The organism is Pedococcus sp. P2_F6 (assembly GCF_056403675.1).
The window spans coordinates 109531-135023 of the sequence record NZ_JBFUEZ010000006.1 but is presented as its reverse complement, the minus strand read 5'-3'; the positions used below and the strand labels follow the sequence as shown (position 1 = coordinate 135023).

Annotated in this window: 25 protein-coding genes; 11 read left to right on the top strand and 14 right to left on the bottom strand. The window is 64.8% G+C overall.

Annotated features, from left to right (window positions below; genetic code table 11):
* Positions 1 to 148 precede the first annotated feature (148 nt).
* Entirely contained in the window at positions 149 to 874 is a 726-nt protein-coding gene (locus AC1DWP_RS17410) for a hypothetical protein (protein ID WP_477615745.1), read from the top strand.
* 259 nt (positions 875 to 1133) lie between these two features.
* The gene (locus tag AC1DWP_RS17405; RefSeq protein ID WP_477615744.1) at positions 1134 to 1544 is read left to right on the top strand and encodes an NUDIX hydrolase; all 411 of its coding nucleotides are present in this window, start codon (positions 1134 to 1136) and stop codon (positions 1542 to 1544) included.
* Positions 1545 to 1688: 144 nt separating this feature from the next.
* On the opposite strand, the gene AC1DWP_RS17400 is transcribed toward AC1DWP_RS17405, so the two are convergent.
* The 3 genes from AC1DWP_RS17400 to AC1DWP_RS17390 form a co-directional block, all read right to left on the bottom strand.
* Positions 1689 to 2120: an SRPBCC family protein gene (locus AC1DWP_RS17400; RefSeq protein WP_477615743.1), complete on the bottom strand. Its 432-nt coding sequence runs from the start codon at positions 2118 to 2120 to the stop codon at positions 1689 to 1691.
* Positions 2120 to 2578, bottom strand: a complete 459-nt coding sequence (locus tag AC1DWP_RS17395) for an SRPBCC family protein (RefSeq protein WP_477615742.1) — start codon at positions 2576 to 2578, stop codon at positions 2120 to 2122. The genes AC1DWP_RS17400 and AC1DWP_RS17395 overlap by 1 nt, the downstream gene beginning before the upstream one ends.
* A 354-nt stretch (positions 2579 to 2932) precedes the next feature.
* Positions 2933 to 3718: a hypothetical protein gene (locus AC1DWP_RS17390; protein ID WP_477615741.1), complete on the bottom strand. Its 786-nt coding sequence runs from the start codon at positions 3716 to 3718 to the stop codon at positions 2933 to 2935.
* Between the two features lie 909 nt (positions 3719 to 4627).
* Here AC1DWP_RS17390 and AC1DWP_RS17385 point away from each other — a divergent pair.
* A complete protein-coding gene (locus AC1DWP_RS17385) occupies positions 4628 to 5827 on the top strand; it encodes an IS110 family RNA-guided transposase (RefSeq protein ID WP_477615740.1) in 1200 nt (399 codons plus the stop codon).
* A 104-nt stretch (positions 5828 to 5931) separates the two neighbouring features.
* On the opposite strand, the gene AC1DWP_RS17380 is transcribed toward AC1DWP_RS17385, so the two are convergent.
* Positions 5932 to 6582: a hypothetical protein gene (locus AC1DWP_RS17380; protein WP_477615739.1), complete on the bottom strand. Its 651-nt coding sequence runs from the start codon at positions 6580 to 6582 to the stop codon at positions 5932 to 5934.
* Between the two features lie 719 nt (positions 6583 to 7301).
* Positions 7302 to 7853, bottom strand: coding sequence for a hypothetical protein (locus AC1DWP_RS17375; protein WP_477615738.1), 552 nt, complete (start codon positions 7851 to 7853; stop codon positions 7302 to 7304).
* Between the two features lie 638 nt (positions 7854 to 8491).
* Here AC1DWP_RS17375 and AC1DWP_RS17370 point away from each other — a divergent pair.
* On the top strand, positions 8492 to 8917 hold the full coding sequence (locus AC1DWP_RS17370; protein WP_477615737.1) for a hypothetical protein: 426 nt from the start codon (positions 8492 to 8494) through the stop codon (positions 8915 to 8917).
* A gap of 461 nt (positions 8918 to 9378) precedes the next feature.
* Here AC1DWP_RS17370 and AC1DWP_RS17365 read toward each other — a convergent pair whose 3' ends face one another.
* The gene (locus AC1DWP_RS17365) at positions 9379 to 10371 is read right to left on the bottom strand and encodes a nuclease-related domain-containing protein (RefSeq protein ID WP_477615736.1); all 993 of its coding nucleotides are present in this window, start codon (positions 10369 to 10371) and stop codon (positions 9379 to 9381) included.
* 1043 nt (positions 10372 to 11414) lie between these two features.
* The gene (locus AC1DWP_RS17360) at positions 11415 to 12056 is read right to left on the bottom strand and encodes a LysE family translocator (protein WP_477615735.1); all 642 of its coding nucleotides are present in this window, start codon (positions 12054 to 12056) and stop codon (positions 11415 to 11417) included.
* Between the two features lie 125 nt (positions 12057 to 12181).
* Here AC1DWP_RS17360 and AC1DWP_RS17355 point away from each other — a divergent pair, with 125 nt between their 5' ends.
* Entirely contained in the window at positions 12182 to 12463 is a 282-nt protein-coding gene (locus tag AC1DWP_RS17355) for a hypothetical protein (RefSeq protein ID WP_477615734.1), read from the top strand.
* A gap of 96 nt (positions 12464 to 12559) precedes the next feature.
* Here the strand turns inward: AC1DWP_RS17355 and AC1DWP_RS17350 are convergent, their stop codons facing one another.
* Positions 12560 to 12934 (bottom strand): VOC family protein, encoded by a 375-nt coding sequence (locus AC1DWP_RS17350; protein WP_477615733.1) that lies wholly within the window; start codon positions 12932 to 12934, stop codon positions 12560 to 12562.
* Between the two features lie 190 nt (positions 12935 to 13124).
* Positions 13125 to 13910, bottom strand: a complete 786-nt coding sequence (locus AC1DWP_RS17345; RefSeq protein ID WP_477615732.1) for a DUF4386 domain-containing protein — start codon at positions 13908 to 13910, stop codon at positions 13125 to 13127.
* A 28-nt stretch (positions 13911 to 13938) separates the two neighbouring features.
* On the opposite strand from AC1DWP_RS17345, the gene AC1DWP_RS17340 reads away from it, so the two are divergent.
* Both AC1DWP_RS17340 and AC1DWP_RS17335 read left to right on the top strand, forming a co-directional pair.
* Positions 13939 to 14610, top strand: a complete 672-nt coding sequence (locus tag AC1DWP_RS17340; protein ID WP_477615731.1) for a TetR/AcrR family transcriptional regulator — start codon at positions 13939 to 13941, stop codon at positions 14608 to 14610.
* Between the two features lie 139 nt (positions 14611 to 14749).
* Positions 14750 to 15163, top strand: coding sequence for a DUF1697 domain-containing protein (locus AC1DWP_RS17335; RefSeq protein ID WP_477615730.1), 414 nt, complete (start codon positions 14750 to 14752; stop codon positions 15161 to 15163).
* Between the two features lie 291 nt (positions 15164 to 15454).
* Here AC1DWP_RS17335 and AC1DWP_RS17330 read toward each other — a convergent pair whose 3' ends face one another.
* The 3 genes from AC1DWP_RS17330 to AC1DWP_RS17320 form a co-directional block, all read right to left on the bottom strand.
* Positions 15455 to 15757 (bottom strand): hypothetical protein, encoded by a 303-nt coding sequence (locus AC1DWP_RS17330; protein ID WP_477615729.1) that lies wholly within the window; start codon positions 15755 to 15757, stop codon positions 15455 to 15457.
* Positions 15758 to 16636: 879 nt separating this feature from the next.
* Positions 16637 to 16891 carry a DUF6011 domain-containing protein gene (locus tag AC1DWP_RS17325; protein WP_477615758.1) on the bottom strand — a complete coding sequence of 85 codons (255 nt, stop codon included), beginning with the start codon at positions 16889 to 16891 and terminating at the stop codon, positions 16637 to 16639.
* 1010 nt (positions 16892 to 17901) lie between these two features.
* A complete protein-coding gene (locus tag AC1DWP_RS17320) occupies positions 17902 to 18345 on the bottom strand; it encodes a hypothetical protein (RefSeq protein WP_477615728.1) in 444 nt (147 codons plus the stop codon).
* Between the two features lie 483 nt (positions 18346 to 18828).
* On the opposite strand from AC1DWP_RS17320, the gene AC1DWP_RS17315 reads away from it, so the two are divergent.
* The 4 genes from AC1DWP_RS17315 (at position 18829) to AC1DWP_RS17300 (ending at position 21725) form a co-directional block, all read left to right on the top strand.
* A complete protein-coding gene (locus AC1DWP_RS17315) occupies positions 18829 to 19266 on the top strand; it encodes a hypothetical protein (protein WP_477615727.1) in 438 nt (145 codons plus the stop codon).
* Positions 19267 to 19363: 97 nt separating this feature from the next.
* Complete coding sequence (locus tag AC1DWP_RS17310) at positions 19364 to 19573, top strand: hypothetical protein (RefSeq protein ID WP_477615726.1); 210 nt, start codon at positions 19364 to 19366, stop codon at positions 19571 to 19573.
* A gap of 126 nt (positions 19574 to 19699) precedes the next feature.
* A complete protein-coding gene (locus AC1DWP_RS17305) occupies positions 19700 to 20332 on the top strand; it encodes a class I SAM-dependent methyltransferase (protein WP_477615725.1) in 633 nt (210 codons plus the stop codon).
* Positions 20333 to 21200: 868 nt separating this feature from the next.
* Positions 21201 to 21725 carry a hypothetical protein gene (locus AC1DWP_RS17300; protein WP_477615724.1) on the top strand — a complete coding sequence of 175 codons (525 nt, stop codon included), beginning with the start codon at positions 21201 to 21203 and terminating at the stop codon, positions 21723 to 21725.
* A 90-nt stretch (positions 21726 to 21815) separates the two neighbouring features.
* Here the strand turns inward: AC1DWP_RS17300 and AC1DWP_RS17295 are convergent, their stop codons facing one another.
* Complete coding sequence (locus tag AC1DWP_RS17295; protein ID WP_477615723.1) at positions 21816 to 22277, bottom strand: WapI family immunity protein; 462 nt, start codon at positions 22275 to 22277, stop codon at positions 21816 to 21818.
* A 167-nt stretch (positions 22278 to 22444) separates the two neighbouring features.
* Positions 22445 to 25201, bottom strand: coding sequence for an NACHT domain-containing protein (locus AC1DWP_RS17290; protein ID WP_477615722.1), 2757 nt, complete (start codon positions 25199 to 25201; stop codon positions 22445 to 22447).
* Positions 25202 to 25493: the final 292 nt, after the last annotated feature.

The window sequence follows — 25493 nt, the reverse complement described above, 5'->3', positions numbered from 1 at the left end:
CCAACGACGGTACTCACGCGCCACTGCGGGGTGTAGAGACCTGACGGTCACCGCGACCTCAGGCTGACCGCGTCGCGACTCTTGGTGGACGCGTCCCGGTGCGGGCGGGGAGCACCGTGGGCTGAAGACTCAACGAGAGGACACGGCTATGACCACGAACCCGCCACCCGTTCTCGCAGTGCAGGACGATGCCACGCGCAACCGCCGGGCAGTCGGACACACAGCCCTTCTGAGCCTGGCCCTGTTCCTGGTCAGCATCGGCACCTTCGCACCGGAATCGGCGCCCGACCCCGGTACTGCGTCGGCCGCGGACATCCGACGCTTCGCCATCGACAACGCCGGAACAATCCAGGTCAACACTCTGGCAGCCCTGGCTTCAATCCCGCTCCTGGTCACGTTCGTGGCTGTCTTGGCCAAACACGTGCGGCAGGTGCGGCCATGGTCAGTCGGGCCCTCCGTGATGGTCTGCCTGGTCGGCATCGTCGCAATGCAAAGCCTGTTCGTCACCGCAACGTCATCCATCTTCGCCCTGCCAAACCAGCTCGCCGCTGTCACGGACCAGGCAGTCGTCACCCTCTACGAGCTGACGGCCGTGGCGCAGTGGCTCTATACCCTCACCGTCCTGGTCCCCTGCATGGCACTAGTCGCCACCTACTCCTGGCTGGCGATCAGGGGCCGCCTCCTTGCCCGCTGGATCTGCTGGGCCGGCTTCACGATGGCAACGGTCGGCGCCGTCACGGCCGTCCTCCTCATGATCCCCTCCATCCAGCTCGACCCCTTCCTTCTTCCACTGTTCGGCTGGTGGCTGTGGCCCGCCATGATCGGCAGCGCATCGGCCGTCCGCTGGTGGAGAAGCCGGCAAACCGCAGCTTGACGCGCTCCACACCGAACGCACGGGGCCGATTGGCGGCGGAGAGACGCACATCGCGCGTCGCGGCGCTAGCGTGCGTCGTGGCTCACCTGCAAGACGGCCGCCAACCGGTACCCAGGGCAAACACCCTTACCGGGCTGAGTTGTGTCGGGTCCTGGTGAAAGGGCCAAGAACTCGACCTTCGCCACGACTGACGACGGCGGACCTGCTGATCGCGCCATGAGTAGGGCGCTCTGCTGCAAGCGCCCTTTAGTCTTCAGTGATGGACCCTGCCCTACAACGGATCGCGATGGCTCTGCTCGTGCGGCACGGCCAGGTGCTCATGGTTCACCGGCATCCCGAGCGGCAGTTCTACCCCAACTGCTGGGACTTGCCGGGCGGACACGTTGAGGGCGGGGAGGCTCCGGCGGACGCCGCCAAACGAGAGTGCCTAGAGGAAATCGGAGTGATAGTTCGCGGCCTTCGCGCCGTTCCGATGGCCTGCAGCGATCCCCTTCTGGAGACTCATGCCTTCATGGTCCAGTCATGGGACGGCGAACCACGCAACGCGGCACCGGACGAACACGATGCGATCCAATGGTTCGAAATCGACGCCCTCTCGGATCTCGACCTCGCTGACGATGCAACGCGGGCAGACATCATCGGGGCAGCCCGAACTGCTCGCGACGCCTGAGACTAATGACACGCTCGACTCGACCTGAATGCCGCAGGCCTGCCAACCCGACCCTGATGTCCTAGCCCACCTCGCGGCGGAATGCCGCACCCTTCGCGGCCCGAGCGACCCTCTATCCACCCGCAGACGGATGAGCAACGCTACTTAGGTTTCGAGGGCTCGCTTGAGATTCTCCACGAACACCTTGTTCCGACGCGGAACCATGAGGGCCATGAGCGGAGCCATGAGCACGCTCAGTCCGGTGGGCCGCATTTCGACGGAGCGCGTGAACCGCGTCCCGTCACCCACGGGCTCAACGGTGTACGTGATCCTAGGTTGGAGCCCGGCGAAGTCTGCGCGGTATACCACGCGCGCTCCAGGCTCGGCCTCGACGACCGTGAAGGTGCCCTCGGTCTTGCCCATGAACGGTTTGAACTGAACCGCAGAAGTTTTGCCTACCACTGGAATCGGATCGGTCTCGGCGGGCACGGATGCGATATCGACGTGCCAGTTCGGCTCGTTGCGCAGATCCGCGACGTACCCGTAGACCTCCTCTGGTGTGCGCTCCACCACGACGCTTTCTGCAGACTTGACCATCACTCCTCCTCAGGGCTTGACGGCGGCTCGAGTTTGCCCAGTGCTTTGCGAAGGGAAGCGGCGACAGGTTTCCCGCCGGTCAGCTGGATCAGCACCGTCGCCAACCGCCCGAGCATCGAGGTCGGTGTACGGTTCCAAATCACGTGGATCCGGCTACCGCCGTCCCCCCGGGGCGACAGAGCGGCTGAGACATAGCTCCCCGGGGCGCAGAAGTTGCTCTCCTGGACGGTCCAGGTGACCACGTCACTGCTCGACCAGTCGTAGTGCTCCTTTGCCCAGATGGTCGTTCCGGGCAACTTGCTGCCCTCACGCACGTCGGCGAAGGTGTCCCCCATCGCGTAGACCTCATACTGGCCCGGGTCGATCCCCGGCCAGATCTCCGGCCGGCGGTGGGAGAAGTCAAGCAGGGCCGCCCGCACAGCCTCTGGCGACGCACTCGTCTCGACGTCCAGTTCCACCTTTGGCATCGTGGACTCCCTTGGGCAGCGAGGACACTCCGCTGCGCGGCGTGACCCAACAATGCAAACGGTACTCGTCTCCACGCGAGGCGGAGCAAGTTTTCTCCCCCGGCCCGACCACGCGAGCGATCCTCAAATCCGGCTGGGCGGCGGAAGTCAGACTGCTCTGACCGCGGCAGATGCGAGAAGCACAGGTGCATCAAACCAGAGCCGCGCCAGTCCGCGCCCGCCTGGCGGCGTTGTGACGCAAGTCAGCGCGGGCGGATCGCCGCAGATCCGAGCGTCCAGACCCCACGGCTGGAATCATGAACGCCCTGCTTCACCCCGTGCCCGGCTCGGCTGGGATGTTGCAGCTCAGGCCGAGCAGAGGGGGGCGCGCGAAAGGGCCGTTGCCGCCGCGGCATACCGCTGGAGCGGAGTCTGGGCCTGTGCCACCATCGTCACCCAGCGGTTGTGGTACGCGCCCGCATCGGTGTGAGTCTTGTCGGCCATCATGGCGAGGTGCGCGGCCCATTGCGAGTGCACTACGCCCCCTGTCGATGCCACGGCAGAGAGCGCCCTGTCCCTGGAGGCGCACGATCTCCCCTGTGCGGCCAACTCCGTCGGCGCGGTGTCTGCCATCACCGAACGGCAGCCCGTCGCTCCGGAGTCATTGGTTACAGCAGTCATGGCCGCAGCGAACTGCCGGATGTCGGAGGCACCACGTGCCTTCGACGCGGCCCAGGCGGCCTTGGCCTGCGCAAGCGTCCACGCCCCGCTGTCGAGCTTGATCTGGGCACCGGTGTGCATTCCCCAGTCGCGCGCGGAGGCCGCTGCCGCCTGTGCCAAGCGTTCGCGAGCCGCCAGGTCGGCCCGGCAGGTGACCAGTGCGCGCTGCGCCTTCGTCAGCGCTGCGTCGGATGGGGCGGTCGGCGGTTTCGTCGCCGGGTGGGTGGGACTTGACGACGTGGAACGGGTCGAAGTGGTCCGCGTCGATACGGTGGACTTGCCCGAGTCCGTCGACTCGTCGGTGCCCGACTGGGCGTTCAGGACTGCCCACGCAACCCCAGAGGCCAGGAGCACGACCACGATGGCGACAACCGCGCAGAACGCCGCCCAGTGCGCCCGGCGCGACCGCGGACTCTCGTGCTTGCCCACCACGCTCTGAGTTTCACCGGGCAGGCCCGGTGATGACTCGCGCAATTGTCCGATCTGTCCCTGCGCGAACGGTATGACACCACAAGCCCGCGCACCCGCCGGCCAGACCTGACACCCCGGGGCACATCCCGAGGGCGGTCGCAGTAGATGTGCGCCAGGGCCTTCAGCTCCCAGCTCGTACCACCGCATTTGCTTTATCTTGTGCTGGAGGCCGCTCACTACGGGACATCACCACCTCAGCTCGAGATATGAGCGGGGTGCTGTTGTGGCGGGGAGTAGCGTGGAGGCTGTGAGGCGATCACCTGAGGGGGGCCTTGGCCCGTTGTCCCGACCGTCCTGGGAGTAGCCCGGTCTCGTCTTCGTTCTTCTATTGGCTTTCGGCTTCCTGCTGGGCGGCATCTGGAGTCAGTAAGCCCGTTCACCGGGCTGCCACTCCTCGCGTCAGCCCGTGTCTTGCTATGCAGCCGTTCGGCTTGTGCCCCCGGTGTGACACATGCGCACGCATGCACTCCATGCACCCGATTGCCCTTCTCACCGTCGCGAAGCGGTAGTCCCAGCTGAACGTCGGGTCGAGCTCCTGGCCGACCGGTCATCAGTCGGCCCTGGTCATGGGCTAGTAGCGGCTGGATGTTGCCTCACCGAGACCGCCGGCATGTGCGGACGACCGCTGCGTCCGACACGCGGCTGCTTGACGATTGTCGGCAGGTCCGATGTCCGGCCAGACTCGGTCCAGGTGTTCGGCGGGAAGCTCTCCTTGCGGCTGCCCACCTCGTAGCGGGTGTGGCTCATTTTCGGTTTGCGTTCCCGCCGCGCACCGTGCCGGTGTGTGGCTCCAGAGGGGTCTGCCCCGCTCTCAGCAGCAATGCCCGCCCGGCGTCAACCAAACAGCGACGGCGGAAGGTAGGGCAGGTGATGTCGAGGGTGTTCATCGGGGTCGATCCCCACAAGCTGTCGGCGACCATCGAGGTTGTCGACGACCGCGAAAGGGTTCTCGCGACGGGCCGGTTCGCCACCGACAGAACGGGGTACGCGGCGATGCGCCGTCACGTGGCGCCCTTCCCGGAGCGGGTGTGGGCGGTCGAGGGCAGTAACGGCGCCGGCCGGCCGCTGGCGCAGCGACTCCTGGCCGACGGCGAGCACGTCGTCGATGTGCCGGCGAAGCTCTCAGCTCGGGCTCGGGCGTTGAATACCGGGCACAACCGCAAGACGGACCCGCACGACGCCCACGCAGTGGCGGTCGTCGCGGTCCGCACACCGGCCCTGCGGGTACTGGCGCACGACGTGCAGCTCGAGGCGCTCCGACTGCTGGTCGACCGGCGCGCGGAGTTGACCCGGTCGCGGATCCAGTGCGTCAACCGGGTTCACCGGCTGCTGTCGGAACTTGTTCCGGGACAGTCGAAAAAGAACATCACCACGGGCCAGGCCAAGACAATTCTCGCCACTGTTAAGCCCCGCGACGTCGCCGGGAAGACCCGTCGACGGCTGGCTGCCGAACAGATAGCCGAGCTCGTGGCGATTGAGAAGAAGGCTAAGACCATCACCAAAGAGCTCAAGGAGATGGTCCTAGCCACGGGCTCCGCGCTGATGGAGCTGCCCGGCGTCGGCCCCGTCGTCGCCGCCCGGGTGCTGGCCGACACCGGCGATGTCGCCCGGTTCGCCGACCGCAACCGGTACGCATCGTGGACCGGCACCGCACCCCTCGAAGCCTCCAGCGGCGAGGTCGTCAGGCACCGCCTGTCTCGCGCCGGGAATCGGCGGATGAACCACATGATCCACATCGCCGCAGCCACCCAGATCCGCCTCGACACCGACGGGAGGGCCTACTACCGGCGCAAGATCGCCGCCGGCAAGTCCCGCCGGGAAGCGATGCGCTGCCTCAAGAGAAGGATCTCCGACGCGATGTACCGCCAGCTCCGTGCCGACGCCGCCACACGCGTAGACGCGGGCCCGGGAGGGCACCGCGGGGCGACACACAAATCCAGCGCGGCCGGCTTCCACCCGCACACCGGCACTTCGGATCAGCCACTTCCCGGACCCGCAACCACGACGCTACCCGCGCCCGCACCGACGCGGAAGACAGTCCTATCGAGGCCGCTCCAACCCGCCCCTTGACATCAGAGGGGTGCCGGAATGACGCGGCTTGAGTGGTGGCCGCTTGTCGGCCGCAAGGGCCACGGCTAGTGAAGACGTCGGGCTGCGGCGACACGCAAGATGATTCAGCCGGGGAGTTCGGCGGCGCCGTCGCCGACAGTGCGTGCCACGATTGACCCCGGCACACCCTCGCGGGGCAACAGGGGCATAACCCTTTCGTAGGTGTCGCGGGTGGCACTCTGATAGCGAACGCACACGTCGACCGCGCAGACGCACTCGAGCCCCTTGACGTTCAGCGCGAGCACTTCGACGCCGTAGTCCTTTCCGACTCCCATGCCAGCGCCGGCGCCGATGCGGCGCAATGCGAAGTCTTGATCTTCAACTAGCCCGAGCGCCACGAGTTCTGCGCGCGCCGCGTCCACTGTTACCCACGGCTGGTCATCGACTACCTGCCCGACCTTGGCCACCCTGTAGCGGACCTGCTGGACGATGGCTCGTCCTCCACCGCTGTTGGTGACGACCACTCGCCATGCGGTGTCCTTGCCGAGGATGATGCTGGCGTCACGCGATGACGCCCATCCCAAGTGTGGTTCGACGGTCAAGGTGAGTTGTCGTCGGGTTGCGATGAGGGCCAGGAGACCCCCCACTAATGCCGCTGCTGGGGCTGCGCCGAGCAGGGTCAGCTTCCACGGCCAACGGCTGACCCAAGATGGTGGGAGGTTCTCACGCAGGATTGCCCACACGAGCACCGCTACCAGGAAGGCGAGAAGGCGCACGGGCCACACATCGAGTCCGCGGTGACGTTCTACCCGCACAGGCCCGCCGGTTGGGTCGGAATCGCCCGCAGAGAGGCGGTCAGGCATTGCGCCGCGTCGGCCGCTAAACAGGGATGTCACGAGGGATTAGGGTCGCCCGGTTTGGGCCGGTTGTGATAGCACTCGAAGACGACTCCGGTCGAGCGCGCAACCACAGAGTGGTGCTCATTCGCGGGGGTCAGGACACGTTCACCGACAACGAGTTTCACGACGCCCGAGGGCGTTTCGAGGTCCGCTGCCCCTGAGATCAGCATTGTGTAGCTGACCTCATCGTGCCGGTGACCGAACGACTCTCCCTCTTCCAAACCGATGACAGCCATCCCTAGATCGTCCCAGCCGCCAATCGCTCCGTCGAGGGTCGTGCGGCGCCTGATACTCATGGTGGTCGAGCGCCGCGCTGGGTCTTGCGGCGGTGTCCGACGACTGACGGCCCCTCATTGGCGGACCACTGCGCAAGCAGTCCTCCAAAACGACATCGGTGTGCGCGCCCTGCCCCCACGCCCCGGCGTCGAACCGATGCAGGGGCCACAGCGAATTTGGCGGGACGAGTGCGGTGAGGTAGTCGGGTGTCGGCAATCGCGGCGGAGTGACGCACTTCCTGATCCCGGCACGTGTCTGCACTTAAGGGGAGACTCGGTCAGGTGAGGACTGGCTGCCACACAGCCGTCTTGGGGTGCGCACTACTCGGTGCTGTTCTTATCGAGCAGCCAGTTGTAGTCGATGTCACCCGGTCCCATGGGCCTACCGCGAACCCATCGGTCGGGAGCCAGATCCCCCTTCTCCACCGCGGCGCGGCGATCACCGAGATCCTGCAGAAAGTATTGCGCGTCTGCGAGCACCTCGGGGTTGAGGGACTCGATCTGGACGAAGTCTCGAACGTCGTTGGCCAGCGTTCTGTAGCCAGCGGCTTTGGTCTCCCCGCCCCTGCGGTTGTCCTCAGGTCGAAAGAACGCAATGGTCGCCGTCAACGCTGCCGAAACAAGGGCAGTAATGCCGACCACGACTGAGCCGAACAGATCTGAGAACGCTGCCACACCCGCCAGTGCAGCGAGGATGGCGCTGGGCAAACCCAGGACAAGATTGAAGCGTCGCCACAGTCGGGCCTTGCGAGCGTAGAGGCCTGCCGCCGCTGTCAGTTCCGCCTGCTGCTCCTCAAGTCGGCTCATGGTGGCGGCCGTCTGGCGTCGCCGCCAGCGCTTCTCCTCGGGAGAGTAAGGGTCGCGGTTGTCCACCACCGGAGCCTACGACCAGGCACGCCTTGTGTCGCTTGTCTGCACCCAAACCCCCGTGGGCACGACGCTGCTCTCTCCGCCCTCGGCGTAGCGAATAGTCGCTCGGAGTCCGACACGCGGTGAAGTGACGCATCTCCATTCGCCCGCTCATTCGAGTGTGCCAAGGTGGCCAACGCCGGGCAGGCCGTTCGCTTGACGTGCGTATACGGAACTGAAGCGGACAGTGTGAAGGGCTCGCGGAGCAGGTCGTCGAGCCGCCCTGGATGCGCCTGAAGGCCACCACACCAGCCGTCGACCTCCGGCGACGTCGTGCTGGTCCTCGCCTCGTGGGGCCATGACAGTAGGGCGAACGACCCTCGATGACGGGCGAGATGGGTTGTTAGCCATCGACCTTTGGGCACTCCGACTCCGCTCGCGCGCAGGTCGGTCTGCGACGTTGAGCAGTCTGACCGCCTAAGCCGCTGTCACCCGGCGACGGTTGCCTCAGCGCGACTGACCACGTCCTTTCACGGGTGCGCACGTGCCAGGTGTTGGACGCTGACGTGCTCAACCGCCGCGTACGCCCGTCATCCACTCCAGTCCGTGGACACCTGCGAGGTCGTTGACGCATGCGACCAGCGACGAGGACAGTGCTTTTCGTGGAGGCATCCCTGCTGCGCTCGGCGGACGAGTACGCGATGTTCGGATCGGTTGCAACCGTGCTCGCGTGGATCAGCTTGGTATGCGTGCTCGCCGGATCATTCCTTGAACACGATTCATATCCCGGGCACACGCTTCTTGGGCACGTTCAGACTGCCAGTGGTGCGGTTACTTTCGTCCTCGCCAGTACGGTGTCGCAGCATAAATTCGCAACCAAACAACGCGACTGCGCCGTCTTTCGCCGGGACTGTGTCGAGATCGAAGACAACGTGCTGTTGGCAATGTTCAACGTGTTGTTCGAGCCGGTCAAAACCGCTCTCAGCCCCGGGACCTTGTTGCCTCCACTGGCGGCTTACGCGCTCGGGCTAGCCGCTGCCAAGTTGACGCCACGCAGTCCGAGCGGCCCAGTCAACGCGGACGATTAAGAAAACCTCACCTCATTGCGTCCGCTTGAGGTGGGATGTGGAGTGGAAGGGGCGCACCGAAGGAAGCAGGGGGCGCGCATCGCGGGATCGCCGCACGCGCGCGACTCGCGGCGGTTAGACGCACCGCACTCGAGGGGGTGGAACGAACGTCATGGCCCGGTATATCTAGACGCGCTTGGTCTTGGTCCGGTTGTCCGGGAGGACATGCTCCCGGTTGCACGTGGAGCTGCCGCTTGATGCGTGCTCGTGGAGGCCGGATCGTGTTGCGGAGGTCGGCGGCTTGGTGCTGAGGGCGTCGTCTAGGAAAGGGTCTCGGGCGCTCTTGCTGTGGGTCCGGCCCGAGCGGGTCGGGTGCGCGCGGAGCTCGCCCTGAGCTAGCCAGTTGGGAAAGGTCCGCGCACGCGGCGGGGACGCGGGCCGTCCGGCTCCGCTTGGCGCCCCCAGGTGGTTCAGTTGGTCTGCTAAGACGCACGGGGGAGCTGCTCTGCCAGGTATTCCTGAATCGTGCGGCGGTGCTCCGGGTCCAGGGAGCCTGTTGTGGAGACGAAGGCGGTGAGGCTGCTCTGACGCAGGATGTGGATTCCGCGCACCTCGATGTTTGCGACCCCTAGCGGGAGAAGTCCGTCGACGAAGCAGATGGCCCCTGTCACTGGCACGTTGTCGAGTCCAGCGTTGTTGAGGACGGTGCGGACGGCACTTACCCGTCTCGAAGTTGCGATTGCTGCGGTGGTCATGACCCGGCCGCTGACGATGAGGTCTGGTCCGGTGTCGGTTCTGTGGTCCTTAGTGCGAAGCTCGATGGGGGCATTCTTGTGGTGTTTGACGTCGATGACGTACACGCCCGATGCGCTGACGGCCAGGTAGTCGACCCGACCACGTTGGCCCGGCACCCGGCGGTGGTGGAGGGTGAGGACGCCGTGAACCGCTGCGGCGCGCAGGACTTCGCCGACGGCGGCGACAGGTGCGCTAGTTCTCCTGAGTTGGCTCTGGTGGGCCCGGAAGGCGCGCACGGTCAGGATGCGGGTGAAGAGACCGGCGCTGGCGCGGCTTCCAGTGGGCTGGCTTCGCTCCGTGGCCTCGCGTAGGGAACGTCGCGTTGGCAGCGGCGTCTCTTCTACGGACGCGGTGTCCGTCGAGCTGCTCCAGTTACGCACGGGTGAGGTCGGGGCCGGAGTACTCGGCTTCGCGGCTTCGGGGTTTGCATGCGTGCGCCCGACCGGAAACACGCCACTTTTCGCGGCATGCGGCGATGGAGGGGTGACCGAGAGTTCCTTCAACGCGGCCAACGTGGCGGCGACGGTCGACACGTTCGTCGTCCATGGGGTCGCGCGCGGGTCGGGGTCGGAGGGAACGATTTCGACGACGGATCTATGGGACTCGTCGAGTCGGTGTTTGCCGCGGGTCTGCCTGAGCGGGAGGCCGGACGGGCTGAACACGAGCTCTGAGTCGGTCATCGCGGCGAGTTGTGTTCTAGCAGCCATGTCCGGCCGCCCTGACTCCGGTGTCATCCGCGCCCGCCCCCTCCAGGTCGTTTTCGTGCCATATTTGGCCGAATCTGGGTGAGTACGTGTCGTTACGGTGCGAGGGTCAGGTGTTTCGTGGACTGGATAGCTAAGGATTTCGGCGGATTGTGTCAAGAGTTTTCCCGAAGGCTCACCTAACCTCCGGGTCGGGCGATAACATGCCGCCGGCTCATCCGGCGAAGTACCACCAGGGGTTCCGGACTGCGCTGAGCGGACACCCACGCCGCCCTTTGGGTGGTACGCCCCACGCAGCACACCGTGGGACCCGGAGTCGTCGACCTTCATCATGTCGTCGGCGCTGCCTGACCGCCGCATCCAGGCAGCAATCACAGGGCAGATCGGTGAGATCGCAAGGAAGGTGTGACTACGCGGTTTGATGGGTCTCAGCGGCCGAGCGCCCGCATAGCGTGGCAACATCCAGCCACCTTGCCGGCACCGCCGCCACTTGTTCACCTTGTCCTGAAGGGAGCGCGCGGGAACCGCAGGGGTGCAGGGGTGATCGCCTCACAGTCGGTCGGCAAGGTCCCGCTGTGAGGCGGTCGCGTACCCGGAGGGATGGTCAGCAGGTCAGCGCGTACCAAAGGACCCGGCAAGCCGTCTACAGCAGGCGACGGAGACCCGTCCGCCCGAACAGCCGATGGTCGAGCCTCTAGGGCCTGTTTAGTGTTTGAGCTCCCCCAGCAAGGACAACTGAATACGAATTTCACTCCCGGAACACTGAGCAAGGCTCACCCTGCGTCACCCTCACAGGGTCGGTTCGGACCCAGGAGACGAACGCTAACAGCCGGCCCTGCCAACGCCCCCCTTTTGGCAGGGCCTGCTGTCCACGTGCCGGAGGACTTCACCGGCCGATCTGCCCGCCCGGTACGCCGAGGTCGGGGTGCAACTGGTCTACGTGGAAATGCTGCCGGGCGCCAAGATCGAGGGCTGCGCGTTGCGTTGATCGCCTAAGCCCGCACCGATGAGCGGTCGCGTCAGTGATGGGCGACGGCGACCCTCACACCGAGTGCGATGAGCACGAGGCCCGTGACCCGCTCAACAGCGACGCGCACTCTGTCACGCGCCATGATGCTCCCTAGAACGCCGACGGCAAGCGAGAAGATTCGCCACCACACGATCCCCATGCCGAGGAACGCCGCAGCGAGAACTGCTGTAGTGGCGAACGGCTCCTCTCCGCGCGAGATGAACTGCGGAATGAGCGTCAGGAAGATCAGCGCAATCTTTGGGTTGAGGAGGTTGCTCATGAGCCCCTGGCGGAACGCCTGCTTGCGTCCGAGTACCGCCTCGGGGACGCCACCTAGGGCCACCACTTGGCCGGCGGCGCCTGCCGCCTTTCGGGAGTGCACGAGCGCCGTTACCCCTAGATAGATGAGGTAGGCCGCACCAGCGAACTTGATGACCGTGAACGCGGCGGCGGAGGCGGCCAGCACCGCCGCCAGCCCGACCGCAGAAGCGGCCGCGTAGACCGCGATACCCGCACAGCAGCCAAGACCCGTCCACCAAGCGGTCCGGACGCCTCCGCGAATCCCGTTACGAAGCACCAAGGCCATGTCTGGCCCGGGAGTCACCGTGAGCAACGAGATGACCGCGAGGAACGGCATGAGTTGGTTGGGCACCGGCCAACGATAGGGCATCCGATCCCACCGTTGGGCTCGGTTCCCGAGGGTGGGCAGTCCACAAGCAGCACGTCCGCATCTGCCGCAGGTCGCGCGGTTGCGAGGTCTCGGACTAGCCTCAATCAGTGACCACCAAGTCCGACCGACAAGCCGCTCGAGAGGCCGTGGGGCGTTACCACGAGAGCCAGTTGGCTCTCCTGGTACAGCGCGTGGGCGACGCGATCGATCGCTTCCGCGGCCGCGAGTTGGATGCCTTCGACGTTGATCAGGTCCTGTTCCAGTACTCACGGGCGGCCAAGGAACTATGGAAGTTCTGCAACCTTGGTGACCCCGAGCTGGCCGCGAACATCATCCTTGAGCGTCCGGTGGTCGATTGGTGGGAGCGTGGAGCGCCCCGAAGGCGATGACGTGAAGGGTGCACGCTACGAGTGCTGCCCATGTATCCGCCAGCTTGGCCGTCATGCGGCGAAAAGACGCAGCCTTGAACCGCGCTCCGGAGGCCGTCAGCCCACCAACGAGATCCTCGGGCGCACGACGCAGAACTCGTTGCCTTCGGGGTCGGCGAGCACGTCCCATGACTCCCGACCGGTTTGGCCAATGTCGACCTGGCGGGCACCGAGGGCGATCAATCTCGCGATCTCTGCTTCGCGATCCTCGGCTGTCGTCGTCAAGTCCAGGTGCGCACGGTTCTTGACGGTCTTGCGAGTCGACCCGGCCGGCATGAAACACAAACCGATGGGCGCATCAGGCGCCGCTCCAACGACCACCTCTTGCTCGCGGACGGACAGGACCCGCCAGCCGAGAGCCTCAGCCCAGAACCGAGCGAGGGAGGGTAGGTCGTGGGCGTCGACAACGATGTGGTGCAGACGAAGAGGCATATTGATCAGTATCACTAGTGCGAGACCAAGACGTGGCCCGCAGGGGGCTCACACCACGTCGCTGGCGGCGGTGTGACGCACCTTCTCCAGCGGAGAAGGACGTCGAGCCCGAGCCCTGCGGTTCGGGCGAGATCGTCCCTCGCTGCTCAATGCGTGACAGGCCAGCTGTTCGGCTGGTGTCCGCGAACGGTCAGTGGGCAGTGACCAGAGTGGAGGAGCGGAGGTCGGCGGTGGAGGGCAGCTGCCTGAACCCCTTGGCGATCAACCAGATCGGAAGGAACACCAACTCGAACAGCCCGCCGGGGGCCACAAGCAGCATTCCGACTCCCGCGCCCATGTCGAGGACGCCGAACAGGTCGAGAGGGACTCCGATCGTCAGCGAGGCGTAGCCCACCAGACCGAGCAGGGCGATGGGTCGCGGGACCAGCCGCCCGACGAAGAGCAGGTTGCAGAGGACGATGCCGCCGATGCCGGTCGGAACGTAGACCCACAGGAGGTGGTTCGTGACGACCTGCGATGCAGCCAGAAGGTAGACGCCGCAGGCTGCTGAGACGAGGCACTCGACAACCCTGAGGATGGGGTACCAGACGGCGAGGGTTGGGTTCACCTGCTTCAGCACTGGGTACACCAGCAGGCCGATCCCGACAACGGCGAAGCCTGAAACACCCATCAGGGCGACGCCGACCGTCATTGGCGCGCGATCGGGATCGCCGTCGACGAACGCCTGGATCAAAGTCGTGCCGAACATCGCGGTGACCATCTGAACGACGAACAGGATCCCGACCGCGCTCGCAACTCCCCTCCTTGACGGCGGAGCAGTCGTACTGGACAGCGGAGCTCTCGTAGTGCTCACGGCGTGACCTTCCGATTGCGTCAGGAGCGGGTCCGAGAACTCGTTTCTAACGGTGTTAGATTGGAGTTGGGACGTTACTCTAACGGCGTTAGATTGTCGAGGGCCGGGTGCCGGCAGGTTCATGGAATGGTCACCAGGAGAGGCAGGACCCGTGGGACGCAGGCCGACCGACGTCGCCACCAAGGCGCCGCTCAACCTGGAACGGGCGCTGCAGGTCGCGCTGGCCGTCGCCGACGACGACGGCTTGGAAGCGGTCACGATGCGCCGGCTGGCCGGCGAGCTGGGCGTCGAGGCGGCCTCTCTGTACCACTACGTCAAGAGCAAGAACCAGATCTTGGACGGGTTGGTAGAGCTCGTTGCCGCCGAGATCGAGCGCCCCATGCCGTCCACGGACTGGCGGGCTGCGATCAGCGAGCGGGCCAACCACACCCGAGCAGGCCTACGCCGCCACCCCTGGGCGGTGAGCTTGATGGCGTCAAGGACCAGCCCAGGGCCAGCCACTCTAGGGCTCCTGGAGACGGGGATCCGGTGCTTCCGCGAGGGTGGTTTTTCGGTCCTCCAGGCGGCCCACGCAATCTCGGTGGTCGACAGCTACGTGCACGGCTTCGTGCTCCAAGAGGTCAACCTGCCCTTCCGGGACGAGTCGGAACTGGCTGCCATGACTGGAGCCATCATGGAGACGTTTCCTGCCTCCGAGTTCCCGTACCTGTTCGAGCTGACCGTCGAGCACGTCCTCAAGCCGGGCTACGACTACGGCAAGGAGTTCCACGCCGGCCTCAAGGTCGTACTTGACGGTGTCGCAGCGTTGCTCGTCCAGCCGTAGGCGGCCCGCCTCGGTCATTTCTCGACCGCTTGCGGAGCGAGGACCATCGGGCTCGCGGTGGATGCGGCTGCCTCTGGCACTGTCCAGAGCAACCTCAGAGCGTCAATGCCGCTCGCGTGTCGCCCGTATGGTCAGCGTCATGCAGCGATACGTGGCGTTCCTCCGGGGTATTGCGCCCAGCGGCAAGAACATGACGAACGACAAGCTGTGCGAGGCCTTCCTGGCGCTCGGGTTGAAGGATGTCCGGTCGGTCCTGGCAAGCGGCAACATCACTTTTCGCGCGGGCTCGACGGACGTGCCGACACTCGAACAACGAGTCGAGGATGCGCTCAGGGACCTCCTCGGCGTCAGGAGCTGCACGATCATCCGCGCCCACGCAGAGATGCGCTCACTGGTGCAGAGCGACCCCTTCCCGGGCTTGACCCACGAAAGCCGCACCTACCTCACGGCCACGTTTCTCAAAGCCGCTGCCGCCCTTCCCAACGTCCTGCCTTCGGACCCAGATCGGCCCACAAGCGTCGCCAGATATGACCCCGCAGCCCGAGCCTTCTAGCAGTCACCGACAACAGCAATCCCAGAGAAGGGTCAGACTTCATGAGGTGGCTGGAAAAGACCTACAGCAAGGACATCACCACACGGAGCTGGCTCACGGTCCAGCGAGTCCTCACCAAACTCGAGGACTGACTCACCGACCCATCGGCGGCGGCGTGACGCGCCTCTTGGGCCGGACCTGGCCGGGCCAGCTGGGGACGCCTCGGACCCGGACTGCCTGGCAGTCCGGGTCCCAGGACGGCGGTGCGTACTCTGGCACTCGCTCGGGTTCGGTCATCGCGTCCTGTGCGGTTCAGGCGTGCGCAGGTGCCCTGACTTCGTTGACCACTTCGAACACCGACTCCTGCGGAGGTTCGGTGAACCCACCGGGGATTCCTTGCTGCATGCGTGGCATCAGGGTCGAGTCGCGGAAGGTCTCCCAGCTTTCCTTAGTGTCGTGCACGGCCACGATGGTCCACCCGTCTGCGGACGGGCCGGCCGCGTGGTACACCTGCCCAGCCGGCAGGCTTCCGTCGGTCGGGTGCACCGCCGCGATCGATGCCTCGTACTGATCCTTCGTGCCGCCCTTGAACTGGTGAACGACGCCATAACTCATGCGGCTGCCCTCGCTTCCTCGGGTCCGCCCCGGCCCAGACAGGGGCGGCCCGGGACAGTCTCGGCGGGGCCTCTTCGACGCTACGCGCCAGCCGAGGGCCTGTCGATGGACAAACCGGCCCCGGCGTTTCCACTTCCTACCGTTGCCCGAGTCGGGGACCTAGCCCGCCGGTCGCCGGCCATCTCGAGAGCCGTCCTCAAGGCGGCGGAAAGACTCACGGCCCGAAGTCGGGCAGCGGTGGGCTGTCGAACGAGCAGCGGCTGATCTCCGGAACGTCCATTCTGCGGCTCCCTTCGGGAGTACCGTCTTTTGCCAGGTCGATAGTTGGCCCGCAGACCCAGACCCCGTCTGTTGAGTGATCGACGTCCAGATCCAGGACGGCCACTCCCCAACAGGGGGTTGGAGCGGCCGTCCGTTCTGTCCCTGTGCAACACCCAGCTGCAGCAGTACCGTTCGCAGAGCCCTTCCGAGGGTCAGCGGGCGGGCGCGTGTAGTGCAACCGGCGAGCCCCCTGTACCGCCGGCGTTGCGCCGCGCCCGCCCGCGTATCCGACCGCCAGTTCATCCTTCTCCGCGGCTGGAAACGGGCGTACCGTGACTGACAGGCCGATCTGGGGCACGCAGGGACGGTGTCCTCTCCCGCATCTGTAGGTCGTCGGCCTTGGGCGGCCGCCGTGGCAGCAGCGAGCGGCCGCCCGCCACGCCACCAGGCTGCGTCCGAGGTACTGCGTGACGGTTGCCCAACTCTGGACGACTCCACAGGTCGCCATACGCCGTCAGCCGGCGAAATGACGCACAGTCAACACAGGTCGCGGCCCCGCTCTCACAAGCTCACGAGGTGCTGAGATCAGGTCCGTCGGGGCAACTCAGGCCGTAGCCGCTAGATTCCTACCTCCGCTCGCATACGGTCACGTACCACCGCCAGAGGTTTCGCCCCCATGAAGAGGACCCCGTCCTTCCCGCGTGCTAGTGCTCGGACAACTCCGAGTCCAAGACGAGCAGCACACTCTGGGCCGTAGCCCAGGGCTGCCGAATTTGGATCGGAAAGTGCGTTGCCGCACTTGAGGCAGTGTGCAATCGTCTCGCCTGCCTGACGCCGCGCCCATAATCGTCGGGCTACGTCGAACGCCCTCATGTCACTCGTGGGGAGGTGATCCGACTCAACACGCTGGTCGACGGCAGTCGGCGACAGAATGCCAAGACATCTGACTAGAACGTGGGTGAGGCTCTGAGCCAAGTCGAGGGGCGTGTGCAGCGTCCACGTTGCGAGCATCGGACCTGTGAGTGTCCCTGTGCTCAGTGTGATCCGGTGAGTCACATCAACCATCGACTCCACGTCTGACTGGCGCCATAGGAAGAAGCCCTCAGCATTCAGGGTTGCTGCTACATCCCGGTCATCTGTGACCGCCCAGAGCACCCACGCCGCCCGCCCCAACAACACCGTGTGATCGACGTGAAGTCGCAATTCGGGATGACGGCCCTCGCCGACAGTTAGAGCGAGGTGTGATGTCTGAGGGTTGAATGCCAGCTCCTGAATGCCCTGGCACCAAGCGCGCCATCCTTTTGCAGCGCCCCTGGGATTACTGAAGACATGCCACTCTTCAGGCACGTGCCCCTTGTCGAAGTCCCATCGGAGTGTTCGCGGGGACTGGTCGAGAGAGGCGGCCCTGCTCAACCAACGTCCCTCCCACTTCAGAAAGAGGTCCGGCCGTCGGCGGAGAACGACCAGGACGTCGCCAACGTCGAATAGCGGTCCCAAGCGCTGCGCCAATGCGCCTAGGGCCCACCCCGAGGGCCGCTCAGCGAGAGCGCGTTCTACGGTGCTTGTGCGCAAGGTCGCGTAGTCATCGGCGCCCCGATACGCAAGTATCCCCACAACCTCATGGTGCCCGAGAGGTCGGCGGTTAGTGGCGAAATCCGGACTATTGCCGCAGCGGACGTGAGCGCCCGAAAGTCGCCTCCAATACCGAGTAGGTCAGCGGTGCCCAGCACGCGGCGGAATGACGCGTCTCCACTAGGTCAGAATGCGCGTGCTGCCGGCGTGCGACAGCACTGCCGAGTGCGCGCTGGCGGAAGTTCCATCGGCATGAGCGCCATGGGACATTTGATAGATCCGCCCGGGGCGGCGGATTTCGGAGGCCCCGCCTATGCAAGTGGGCCCAATCCCTCCTCAGCCTCGGCGAGGCCCAGAGTCAACATCTCCACAGTGGACGTCAATTGGGCCTCAGTCCATGCACCCACTTCATACAGGGCAATCGACCTACGCAACTGCTGGGTCGGGACGTAGTCCTGTTCTTCCTCGAAGAAGACGAGGAGTCGCCGGGCTCGTGCAAGGAGCACCTCCGCCCGGGCGGCACTCGCGTTCGCCTCACGATCCTGTTTGGTGGACCGGTACCGGACCGCGTCGACCGCCTTTGCGACACCTAGTGACACAGCAGCAGCACCGAGGGCGGCAGCGCTGGGCTCAACGTGCGGAATCAGGTCGGTTGCGCCGTCGCCCAAGAACATGGCTCCGCCGCTGAGAAGCACAAGAGAGAAGTCTCGCGCGGTGCTGACCCCTTCGAGAGCCTTGTCCAGAAAGCCAGGCATGCTACGGCTCAGCCTGTCGCCGCGGCCGCCTACTGCTGACTTCGTTGTGGGGCGCCAAATCCTCCGACGGCTTGCCTAGATCAACCGGCGGCCGGATGCCGCTCCCATGGGAGGTTCGGCCCGGAGACGCTACGGTCCGAGCGGCCATCCCCCGCACCACGATGAACGTCAAGGCAAAGACAATCAGCGACGGGCCGGCGGCCGCCCAGATGTGAATCAGGAGGTAGGCAGCGAAGGCAGCCGAGAAGGCGACCGTCACGGAGCTGGTGTGACCTTGGCTCTCGGACTGTGACGGCATGTCTCCAGAGTAGGGCGTCGTCTGGACGCCGTCGCGATGCGCAAGGGATCGACTGATTGCGTCCGTAGCCCGGCGTCGAAGCCCTTCTTGAGGCCCGGGACCCCAATCTTCGAGCGGAGCATTCCCTGTCAAACAGAATCGTGGGACGATTCGAACCGATCGGGCGCGCCCGGCTTGGGGGGGATGTGGACTTTCCTGACGATCTCTCCAAGCCGCCGGATCTCGATGCCCGCACTGAGTTGTTGCGTGCAGCCTCCCATCTACTGGCCCTGGTCAAGGGATTCAACACTCTTCCGATTTCCGACGAGCGGCTCGCACAAAAGGTGCCGAAAAGCCGCCGAACCCAGATTGCTGGTGAATTGGGCAAGCTATCGGAACGAGATGAGATCATTTTTGCTTCGAGCCACTGGGTGGTAGCCGAGATTTCTGAGTTTGCTGAACGGTTGGCTCTCGAGCCAGTGAGTTGGCGCGGGTATCTCGAGCCAGCCGTGATTCTCGCCGAGGGACTTACCGCACTTGCTTCGGAGTTCCCGGTCGGGTCCGGGACTAAGGAAGCTATCTCCGGGAGGAAGGGCGAAGTACGGGTTCGCATCCCCGAAACAGAGGCGATCCAACACGGCTGAGCGCCCATGGTCACACGACTCGCGGCGATCAGACGCAAAGGCGACGAAGTGACGCGCCCGGTTCGACCTCCCGGTCCATTGAAGCGATGATCGATGCATGACGCGTTGGGTTGAGATCAACACGGGGACACCGGTGTTCCGGATCCGCGACGACCGCGTGGTTGAGATCAACACGGGGACACCGGTGTTCCGGATCCGCGACGACCGCGTGGTTGAGATCAATACGGGAACACCGGTTTACCGGATCCGCGACGACCGCGTGGTTGAGATCAATACCGGCAATCCGGTGTACCGCATCCGCGAGTAGGCACGTACCTCGCTGGCGGCGGAATGGGACAGGCACGAGTCGACACCGATTGGTGGATCAGTCCCTCATGCCTCCTCTCTGGTCTGTACTGGTGCCTTGAAACAACGTGGTCGGTAGTCTCGAGCGGTGACGACCGAGCCATTCGGCATGTTCGAGGGGATATACGCCGGCGCGGAGGCGGGTGGGGCCAAGCCGCCCTGGGACTACGGCGCCCCTCGTCCACAGCTCGTGGCGTGGGCTGAGGCGCAGAACCTGGCCGGGGGTGGCCGCGAGGCGTTGGTCGTCGGGTGTGGCTACGGAGCTGACGGCGAGTACCTTGCCTCGCTGGGATATCGCACCACCGGGTTCGACTTCGCGCCGACCGCGATCGCTGCAGCGCGGCGGAAGTATCCCGCCAGCGAGGTGAAGTACCTCGTTGCCGATGTCCTGGACCTTCCTGGTGAGTGGCAGCGTCGGTTCGACCTGGTCGTAGAAAGTCTCACCGTGCAATCGATGCCGCCAGAGCAGCACACGGAAGCTGCGCAGAAGATCGGCTCGCTAGTGGCACCAGAAGGCACGCTGCTGGTCCTTGCGACCACCCGGGACGAAGGGGCCGAGGTGAAGGGACCGCCGTGGCCGCTGTCCCGTGTAGAGCTGGAGGACTTTGCCCACGGCGACCTCATCCTGCGCCGGGTCGAGCGAATCGAGGGCGGCGCTTGGTGGCGAGCCGAACTCTCAAGAGGAGAGGCACATTCGACCAATCACGCGGGCGGCTCATAGATCGGCTCCTGCCTGTGGTCATCTCGCGGCGGTATGACGCACGTGAGCGCCAGCCGCTACGGCTTGGTAGGCAGCCCCAGAGTTGCGCAGGCCGAGCGTGCCTCGACGATCGACCTCACGACTGGGGAGTTTTCAACGCCTCCTTGCAATGCTTCCTGCGCCAATGCCTCGGGATTCGACTTGTAGTTCGCCGCGTTCCGTGCGGACTGCTCGGCAAGTGCCTTGAGCTTCGTGGCCGCCTCGTTGTACCTCGGGTCCTGCTTGGCGGCCCTCGCGAGTTTCTCCGATCCAGAGCCTCTGTCAGCCGCTTGAGCATCAAATTGAGCCCCCAAGTTTCCTTGGAGCTCCACGTGGGCAGAACCGTCGACTGTCCGACACCCCTCACTCGCCAGCGCCCGTGCGTCGGCAGATGGCGCGCGACTGCCTGCCGTCTGCGGCTCCCCAGATGAGCACCCAGTCAAGACCATGCCAACCAGCACCCAGGCTGGGATTGATGTGGACCAAGTGCGGCTCATAGGTGTTCCTTCAAACGACGGGGAGCAACGAAAAGCCAGAGTGCAGCTCTCGCTCGCACACTGGACGCAGGGGAGACCTGTATTCACCCGTTAGCTGGACGAACTCGTCCGAAAGTCTGGTAGACGCCGCACAACACGCGCCTGACAACGGGGAATCCGGGGCGGGGCGACTGGCGGCGAAATGACTCGCCCGTCGGCACTACCAAAATCGGCGGGACCTAGTCGGGCAGCTCAGCCGAGTCGCGTCTGATGCGGTGGACCGATAAGCCTTGTCGGGCAGCCGATTCGAAGCCTTCGTCGACCGTCGGCGGATACGCGCCCGGCTGGCTGCTCGGTTCGTGGAGACTGGTCGTATGAGCCAGAAGAGCCGCAGCGAGCAGTTCCGGGAGCACCTCGATGGACTGTCGGATGTAGAGCGCCGCGAAGCTCTTTCGACTGTGATTGGGCAGCTGTATCTGGCTGTCGAGGGTGTGGCCTTACAAGCCGACCGGCTCCGCAAGAGCCATTCTGTTGTGCACACGGAGCACCAGTCGGATGGGATCTTCTTCCTCCTCGGCCTGCAACGGCTGATGCAGTTGCTCAGCTTGGCAAGACAGCTCGCAAGGCCGGAGGACCTTGAGCCACTCGATGAGGCGATCGCGAACCTGGCGGCCACCGCGAGCGACACCCAGGATGCCCGCGACGTGGTTGCGCACCTCGACGAGTATCTGGTGGGGTTCGGTAAGAACCATGCCACGGCTGGCGAGAGGCCCGTCCCGTGGTTCTCCCGCAAAGGATCGGAGTACACGGTCCGAGTCGGTGACTACGCCATCAACGTTGACGCGGCCGAGGCTGCGGCGCAGGACGCCTTCGCGGCGGCTTTCCCGCTTGATCGATAGCCGCCAGCTCTGAGCAGCCGGCCTCACGGGAGGTGATACTCCCACAAAGTCTTGCGTGTGGCCCCATCGAGGACATGCATGCGGGCTACGTCACCTCTCGGGGTAGGCGGCGATCTCATCTCGCCACTGATCAGCGGCGCGGTGCAGCGCATTCGGATCGAGCCAAATTGGTACCCGGTGACCCTCGCCGAGCCGGCTCTCTCCGACGGAGCCAGGAGGCGAGGACTCCTGGGCAAAGTACACCGCCAAGGCGACTTCCCGTTCGGTCGAAGACAACACCTCGAAATGAACGTTCGGCTCGAGGAAGGCGAGATGCTGGCTGGCGGGTCGGCCGTCGGCGATCGCCAGCAGCCAGTCGAGCACTTCACGAGCATCTCGCGTAGTTAGGCAGGGGTCCACGAAATGCCACGCGACGTCTCCGTCATGTACCTCGCCGCGGATCAGGAGCCAGTTGGCATCCCAGTTCCACTCGCCCCCATCCCCTGGAGGGTCAGGGAACTGATACCCCACTGGCCGGAGCTCGATGGATCGTCGTCCCCACGAGAGCAGCATGGTGCCATCATGACGCGCCCAGCGACATGTTGTTCCGCTGGTGGGCGTGTCGTCCCGTGGTGATGCAACGTCCGGCGTGCGCGCACTGGTACGACCGGATCGCTGGCAGTACAGATGGCACCTAGCGTGCGGCGTGCGGCCCAACCACGCAATCGAGACGCGCGGGTCTACACCAAGCCACCCACCGGTGCTCGACGCAGCGCGCGCCAAAGGGAATCCGTGATCTGTATTGCAGCGCCCCAACCTTCAGGCGAGATGCTCTCGAGGGAAGTCTGGATAGCCAGCCGTGATTCCGATCCCTCCGGATACGGCAGTTCTCGACGATTCTCCCCTCCAGTCCACGTGCCGATGACTACTGCGGGAGCTGCCTTTAGGACCTGAACGCGGTGTCGCCTTAGTTGGCGCATCCAGGCCTCTACGCGGCGGCTTTCGCTCGAATCGACGAGGTCCTCCGGCTTGATGCGGAGGAACGCAGCGAGCTCCTCTAAGGCGCAGGCACTAAGTTGCTTGTCGTATCGCACTCTTAGCTGCGCGATCGCCTCCTTCTGGGCAGAGTCGAGCGTGAGCCGGGAGAGAGTGTGTCTCGCGGAAACTGCGAGAGGGCCGTTGCCTACGGTGAGAGGCCCAAGCACGTGTTGCAGTGCGGCTGCCTTGTCCGCCGGCAGGCCAGCCTCTGCCCGGGCCAAGACGTTGAAGATTTTCGTCTTGTACACGGCACTTTCGCCAGCTAGCTGACTGAGGGCAACAGAGACTGGAAACGGCAGAGGCGGCAGCTCGAAAGCCTCGAGGAGGGTCTCGAGCAATTCGCGGCGAAACCGCGGGAGGTGGGCGCCGGTACCCTCCAGCGCTAGAGCCGCTGCAAGCTCGACGCCGATCCCGAGCTGGCGCGCCAGCGGATCATCGCCAGGTTCTCGGATGACGGCGACTACTTGGGGGAGCATGTGTTCGCGCTCTTGGAGGACGCGCGCCAGAGCAAACAGCCACGTGTTTCGCCAATGCGCCGAGCGGGCCACCGCATGTAGCCGACGGGCAACGTCACTCTCGGCGCCACCGGTGAGAGCACGTGCCGCCATGTACTCCTGGAGGCTACGAACCTCAAAGCCCACGCCATCGCCCTGGGGGACGAGAAGGACTAGTCGATTGCTCGCGGCGTCCCAAAGTTTGGCGGCCAGCCCTTCGGCTTCCTGGTCTTCGTGTCCTGCCTCAACAAGCCTTCGTTTGGCTAGGGCCTGTAGTTCCTTTGACGGAAGGGCAGCATCGAAACTGCCCGTGGCTTCGCTTAGCCGCTGTAGTTCGAGACCACTCTGTTCATGCAAGTTGGCGATGTCCGAGCGGTGCTCACTCAGGATTCTTGCGAGCTCGCCCGGCTTAGCTGCCTCCCGCTTGTAGATCGTCTGGTAATACGCGTCGAAGAGAAGGAAGCGATCACGGGGTGCGTGCCCATGATCCTCCAGAAGGAGAGTCATGATCGTGACTTGGAGTGGCGACTGCAAGAGCCGCGATACGTTCGGATCTCGGCTCGTTGAGCTCAGGCGCCGCAGGACCAATTCCCGATCTTCATCGGCATCGCCGAAGTGATGCCTGGCGAACTTCCGTGCGTACCCCAGCGCCTGTTCTGTGTTGAGAGGCTTCAGAACTATCTGGGAGACACCTGGGATTTCGAACTCGTTGTCGTAACCCTGCGGCCGAGTCGTGATGACCGTCAACAGGTCACACCCGTTTGAAGCGGCCTGCGCCAAGAAGTCGGTGACGCTCTCATACACCCGCCGCCGCGCCTCGGCTGAGGCAACCTCGTCGAATCCATCCAGAACAAGCACCCACGGCCACTGTTTGAACCACGATTGGAGTTGGGGCGCCGTGACCTTCACGCCAGTTCGGCGTCGAACCGTGGCGGTGATGTTCTTGAAAAGTGACCCGTCAATTTCCTCCTGTGCAAGATCGATCCGAATCGGCCAACGACGTTTCCGGGGAAGGGGTACGCCCGCTGCCCCGGCCCATTTGAGGGTTTCCTCGAGGATCTCAGCGGCTTGAGCACCATTTCGGCCGGGCTCGTCCCTCAGCATCGCGACTCTGTAGACCTGCGCCAAGAGATTGGACAGTGTGGACTTTCCCTGTCCGGGCCCACCCATCAATAGAAGCGTTGGGTTGGTGTTGCCTCCATGAGCGCCTGCTCGGAGATCCATCTCCCCGATTTGTAGCAAGGTCTCCACGGCCATGCCCGTGCCCTGCTCGCAGGGGAGGTCCACCGCCACCTGCTCGAGCGTGAGATTCCCTGAACCACCAGACTCTGTCAGGCGAACGTGCCGTTGGTGGATCAATGTCTGGGCCGTGAACGTCCGCACAGTGTCCCCAAGCAGCGCCGCATCGCCTTCGAGGTAGTTCTGAAGCTGCGACAGGACATCGCCACTCGTTAGTAGCGACGCGTACGCTCGCCGGATGTCCGACGCGTTGTCCAGCATCCGGCAGATTTTGTCGTGATGCCACACGAGCCAACCCTTGATTCCGAGCTTGGGGGTCAACGCATTGAGGATTGCAGTTAGGCGATTCACTCCACCGTGTGCTGCGGGAGTCAGTACCACATTGCTCGCGATCACTAGGTAGTCAGGAATCTCGCCTACCTCACGCCTAGCCGATGTAGTGCTCGCCCACTCTCGCAACTCGCTTTCTACCTGCTTGATCAACCAGTCCTGGTCGTCGGACGTGCCTAGCGGTCGCGCGCGATACTTGGCCTGCAGGACCACAAAGCCATCCCAGTCCAACGAATCGCCGGCCAAGTCGGTGATCCGCCCCGTGAATGTAGCCTCGCGTCCGGCGTCGGGACCTATCCCGAATTGGCCCACTCGGACTCCGAGCTGCTTCTCGAACAGGGCAGCGACCATGTTCTCGAAGTCGAGGCTTCCAAGGTTGGTGAGGTTGTAGTCCACTGATCAATGCCCCTGCGTGGTGATCATCGCGCCGAGGCGCCGGTCCGGATGGCAGGCTATCGCCAGCGGTGGAGGAGACGATGGCAGAACACCGCCCCTGTCAGAGCGAGTTACGCCCATTGTGGGCGGTAGGCAGCAGCTCGGGGACGCGCCAAAGGTGGGCCAAGGGACGCGCTCACTCATGCGCAGGTCCGGCCTCTGCGCCCCCATCCCCCTGGGCGAGCCGATCCCGCGGCCCGCTTGGGCCAAGTCGCCGCCAGGAAGCCACCCGCACTTTTGTGCGGGTAGTACT

Bases quoted from the DNA above. Each gene is read 5' to 3' on its own strand.
- AC1DWP_RS17410 (WP_477615745.1), top strand. From the start codon at position 149: ATGACCACGAACCCGCCACCCGTTCTCGCAGTGCAGGACGATGCCACG.
- AC1DWP_RS17405 (WP_477615744.1), top strand. From the start codon at position 1,134: ATGGACCCTGCCCTACAACGGATCGCGATGGCTCTGCTCGTGCGGCAC.
- AC1DWP_RS17400 (WP_477615743.1), bottom strand. From the start codon at position 2,120: ATGGTCAAGTCTGCAGAAAGCGTCGTGGTGGAGCGCACACCAGAGGAG.
- AC1DWP_RS17385 (WP_477615740.1), top strand. From the start codon at position 4,628: ATGTCGAGGGTGTTCATCGGGGTCGATCCCCACAAGCTGTCGGCGACC.
- AC1DWP_RS17365 (WP_477615736.1), bottom strand. From the start codon at position 10,371: ATGACCGACTCAGAGCTCGTGTTCAGCCCGTCCGGCCTCCCGCTCAGG.
- AC1DWP_RS17350 (WP_477615733.1), bottom strand. From the start codon at position 12,934: ATGCCTCTTCGTCTGCACCACATCGTTGTCGACGCCCACGACCTACCC.
- AC1DWP_RS17345 (WP_477615732.1), bottom strand. From the start codon at position 13,910: ATGAACCTGCCGGCACCCGGCCCTCGACAATCTAACGCCGTTAGAGTA.
- AC1DWP_RS17335 (WP_477615730.1), top strand. From the start codon at position 14,750: ATGCAGCGATACGTGGCGTTCCTCCGGGGTATTGCGCCCAGCGGCAAG.
- AC1DWP_RS17330 (WP_477615729.1), bottom strand. From the start codon at position 15,757: ATGAGTTATGGCGTCGTTCACCAGTTCAAGGGCGGCACGAAGGATCAG.
- AC1DWP_RS17325 (WP_477615758.1), bottom strand. From the start codon at position 16,891: ATGAGGGCGTTCGACGTAGCCCGACGATTATGGGCGCGGCGTCAGGCA.
- AC1DWP_RS17320 (WP_477615728.1), bottom strand. From the start codon at position 18,345: ATGCCTGGCTTTCTGGACAAGGCTCTCGAAGGGGTCAGCACCGCGCGA.
- AC1DWP_RS17310 (WP_477615726.1), top strand. From the start codon at position 19,364: ATGACGCGTTGGGTTGAGATCAACACGGGGACACCGGTGTTCCGGATC.
- AC1DWP_RS17300 (WP_477615724.1), top strand. From the start codon at position 21,201: ATGAGCCAGAAGAGCCGCAGCGAGCAGTTCCGGGAGCACCTCGATGGA.
- AC1DWP_RS17295 (WP_477615723.1), bottom strand. From the start codon at position 22,277: ATGCTGCTCTCGTGGGGACGACGATCCATCGAGCTCCGGCCAGTGGGG.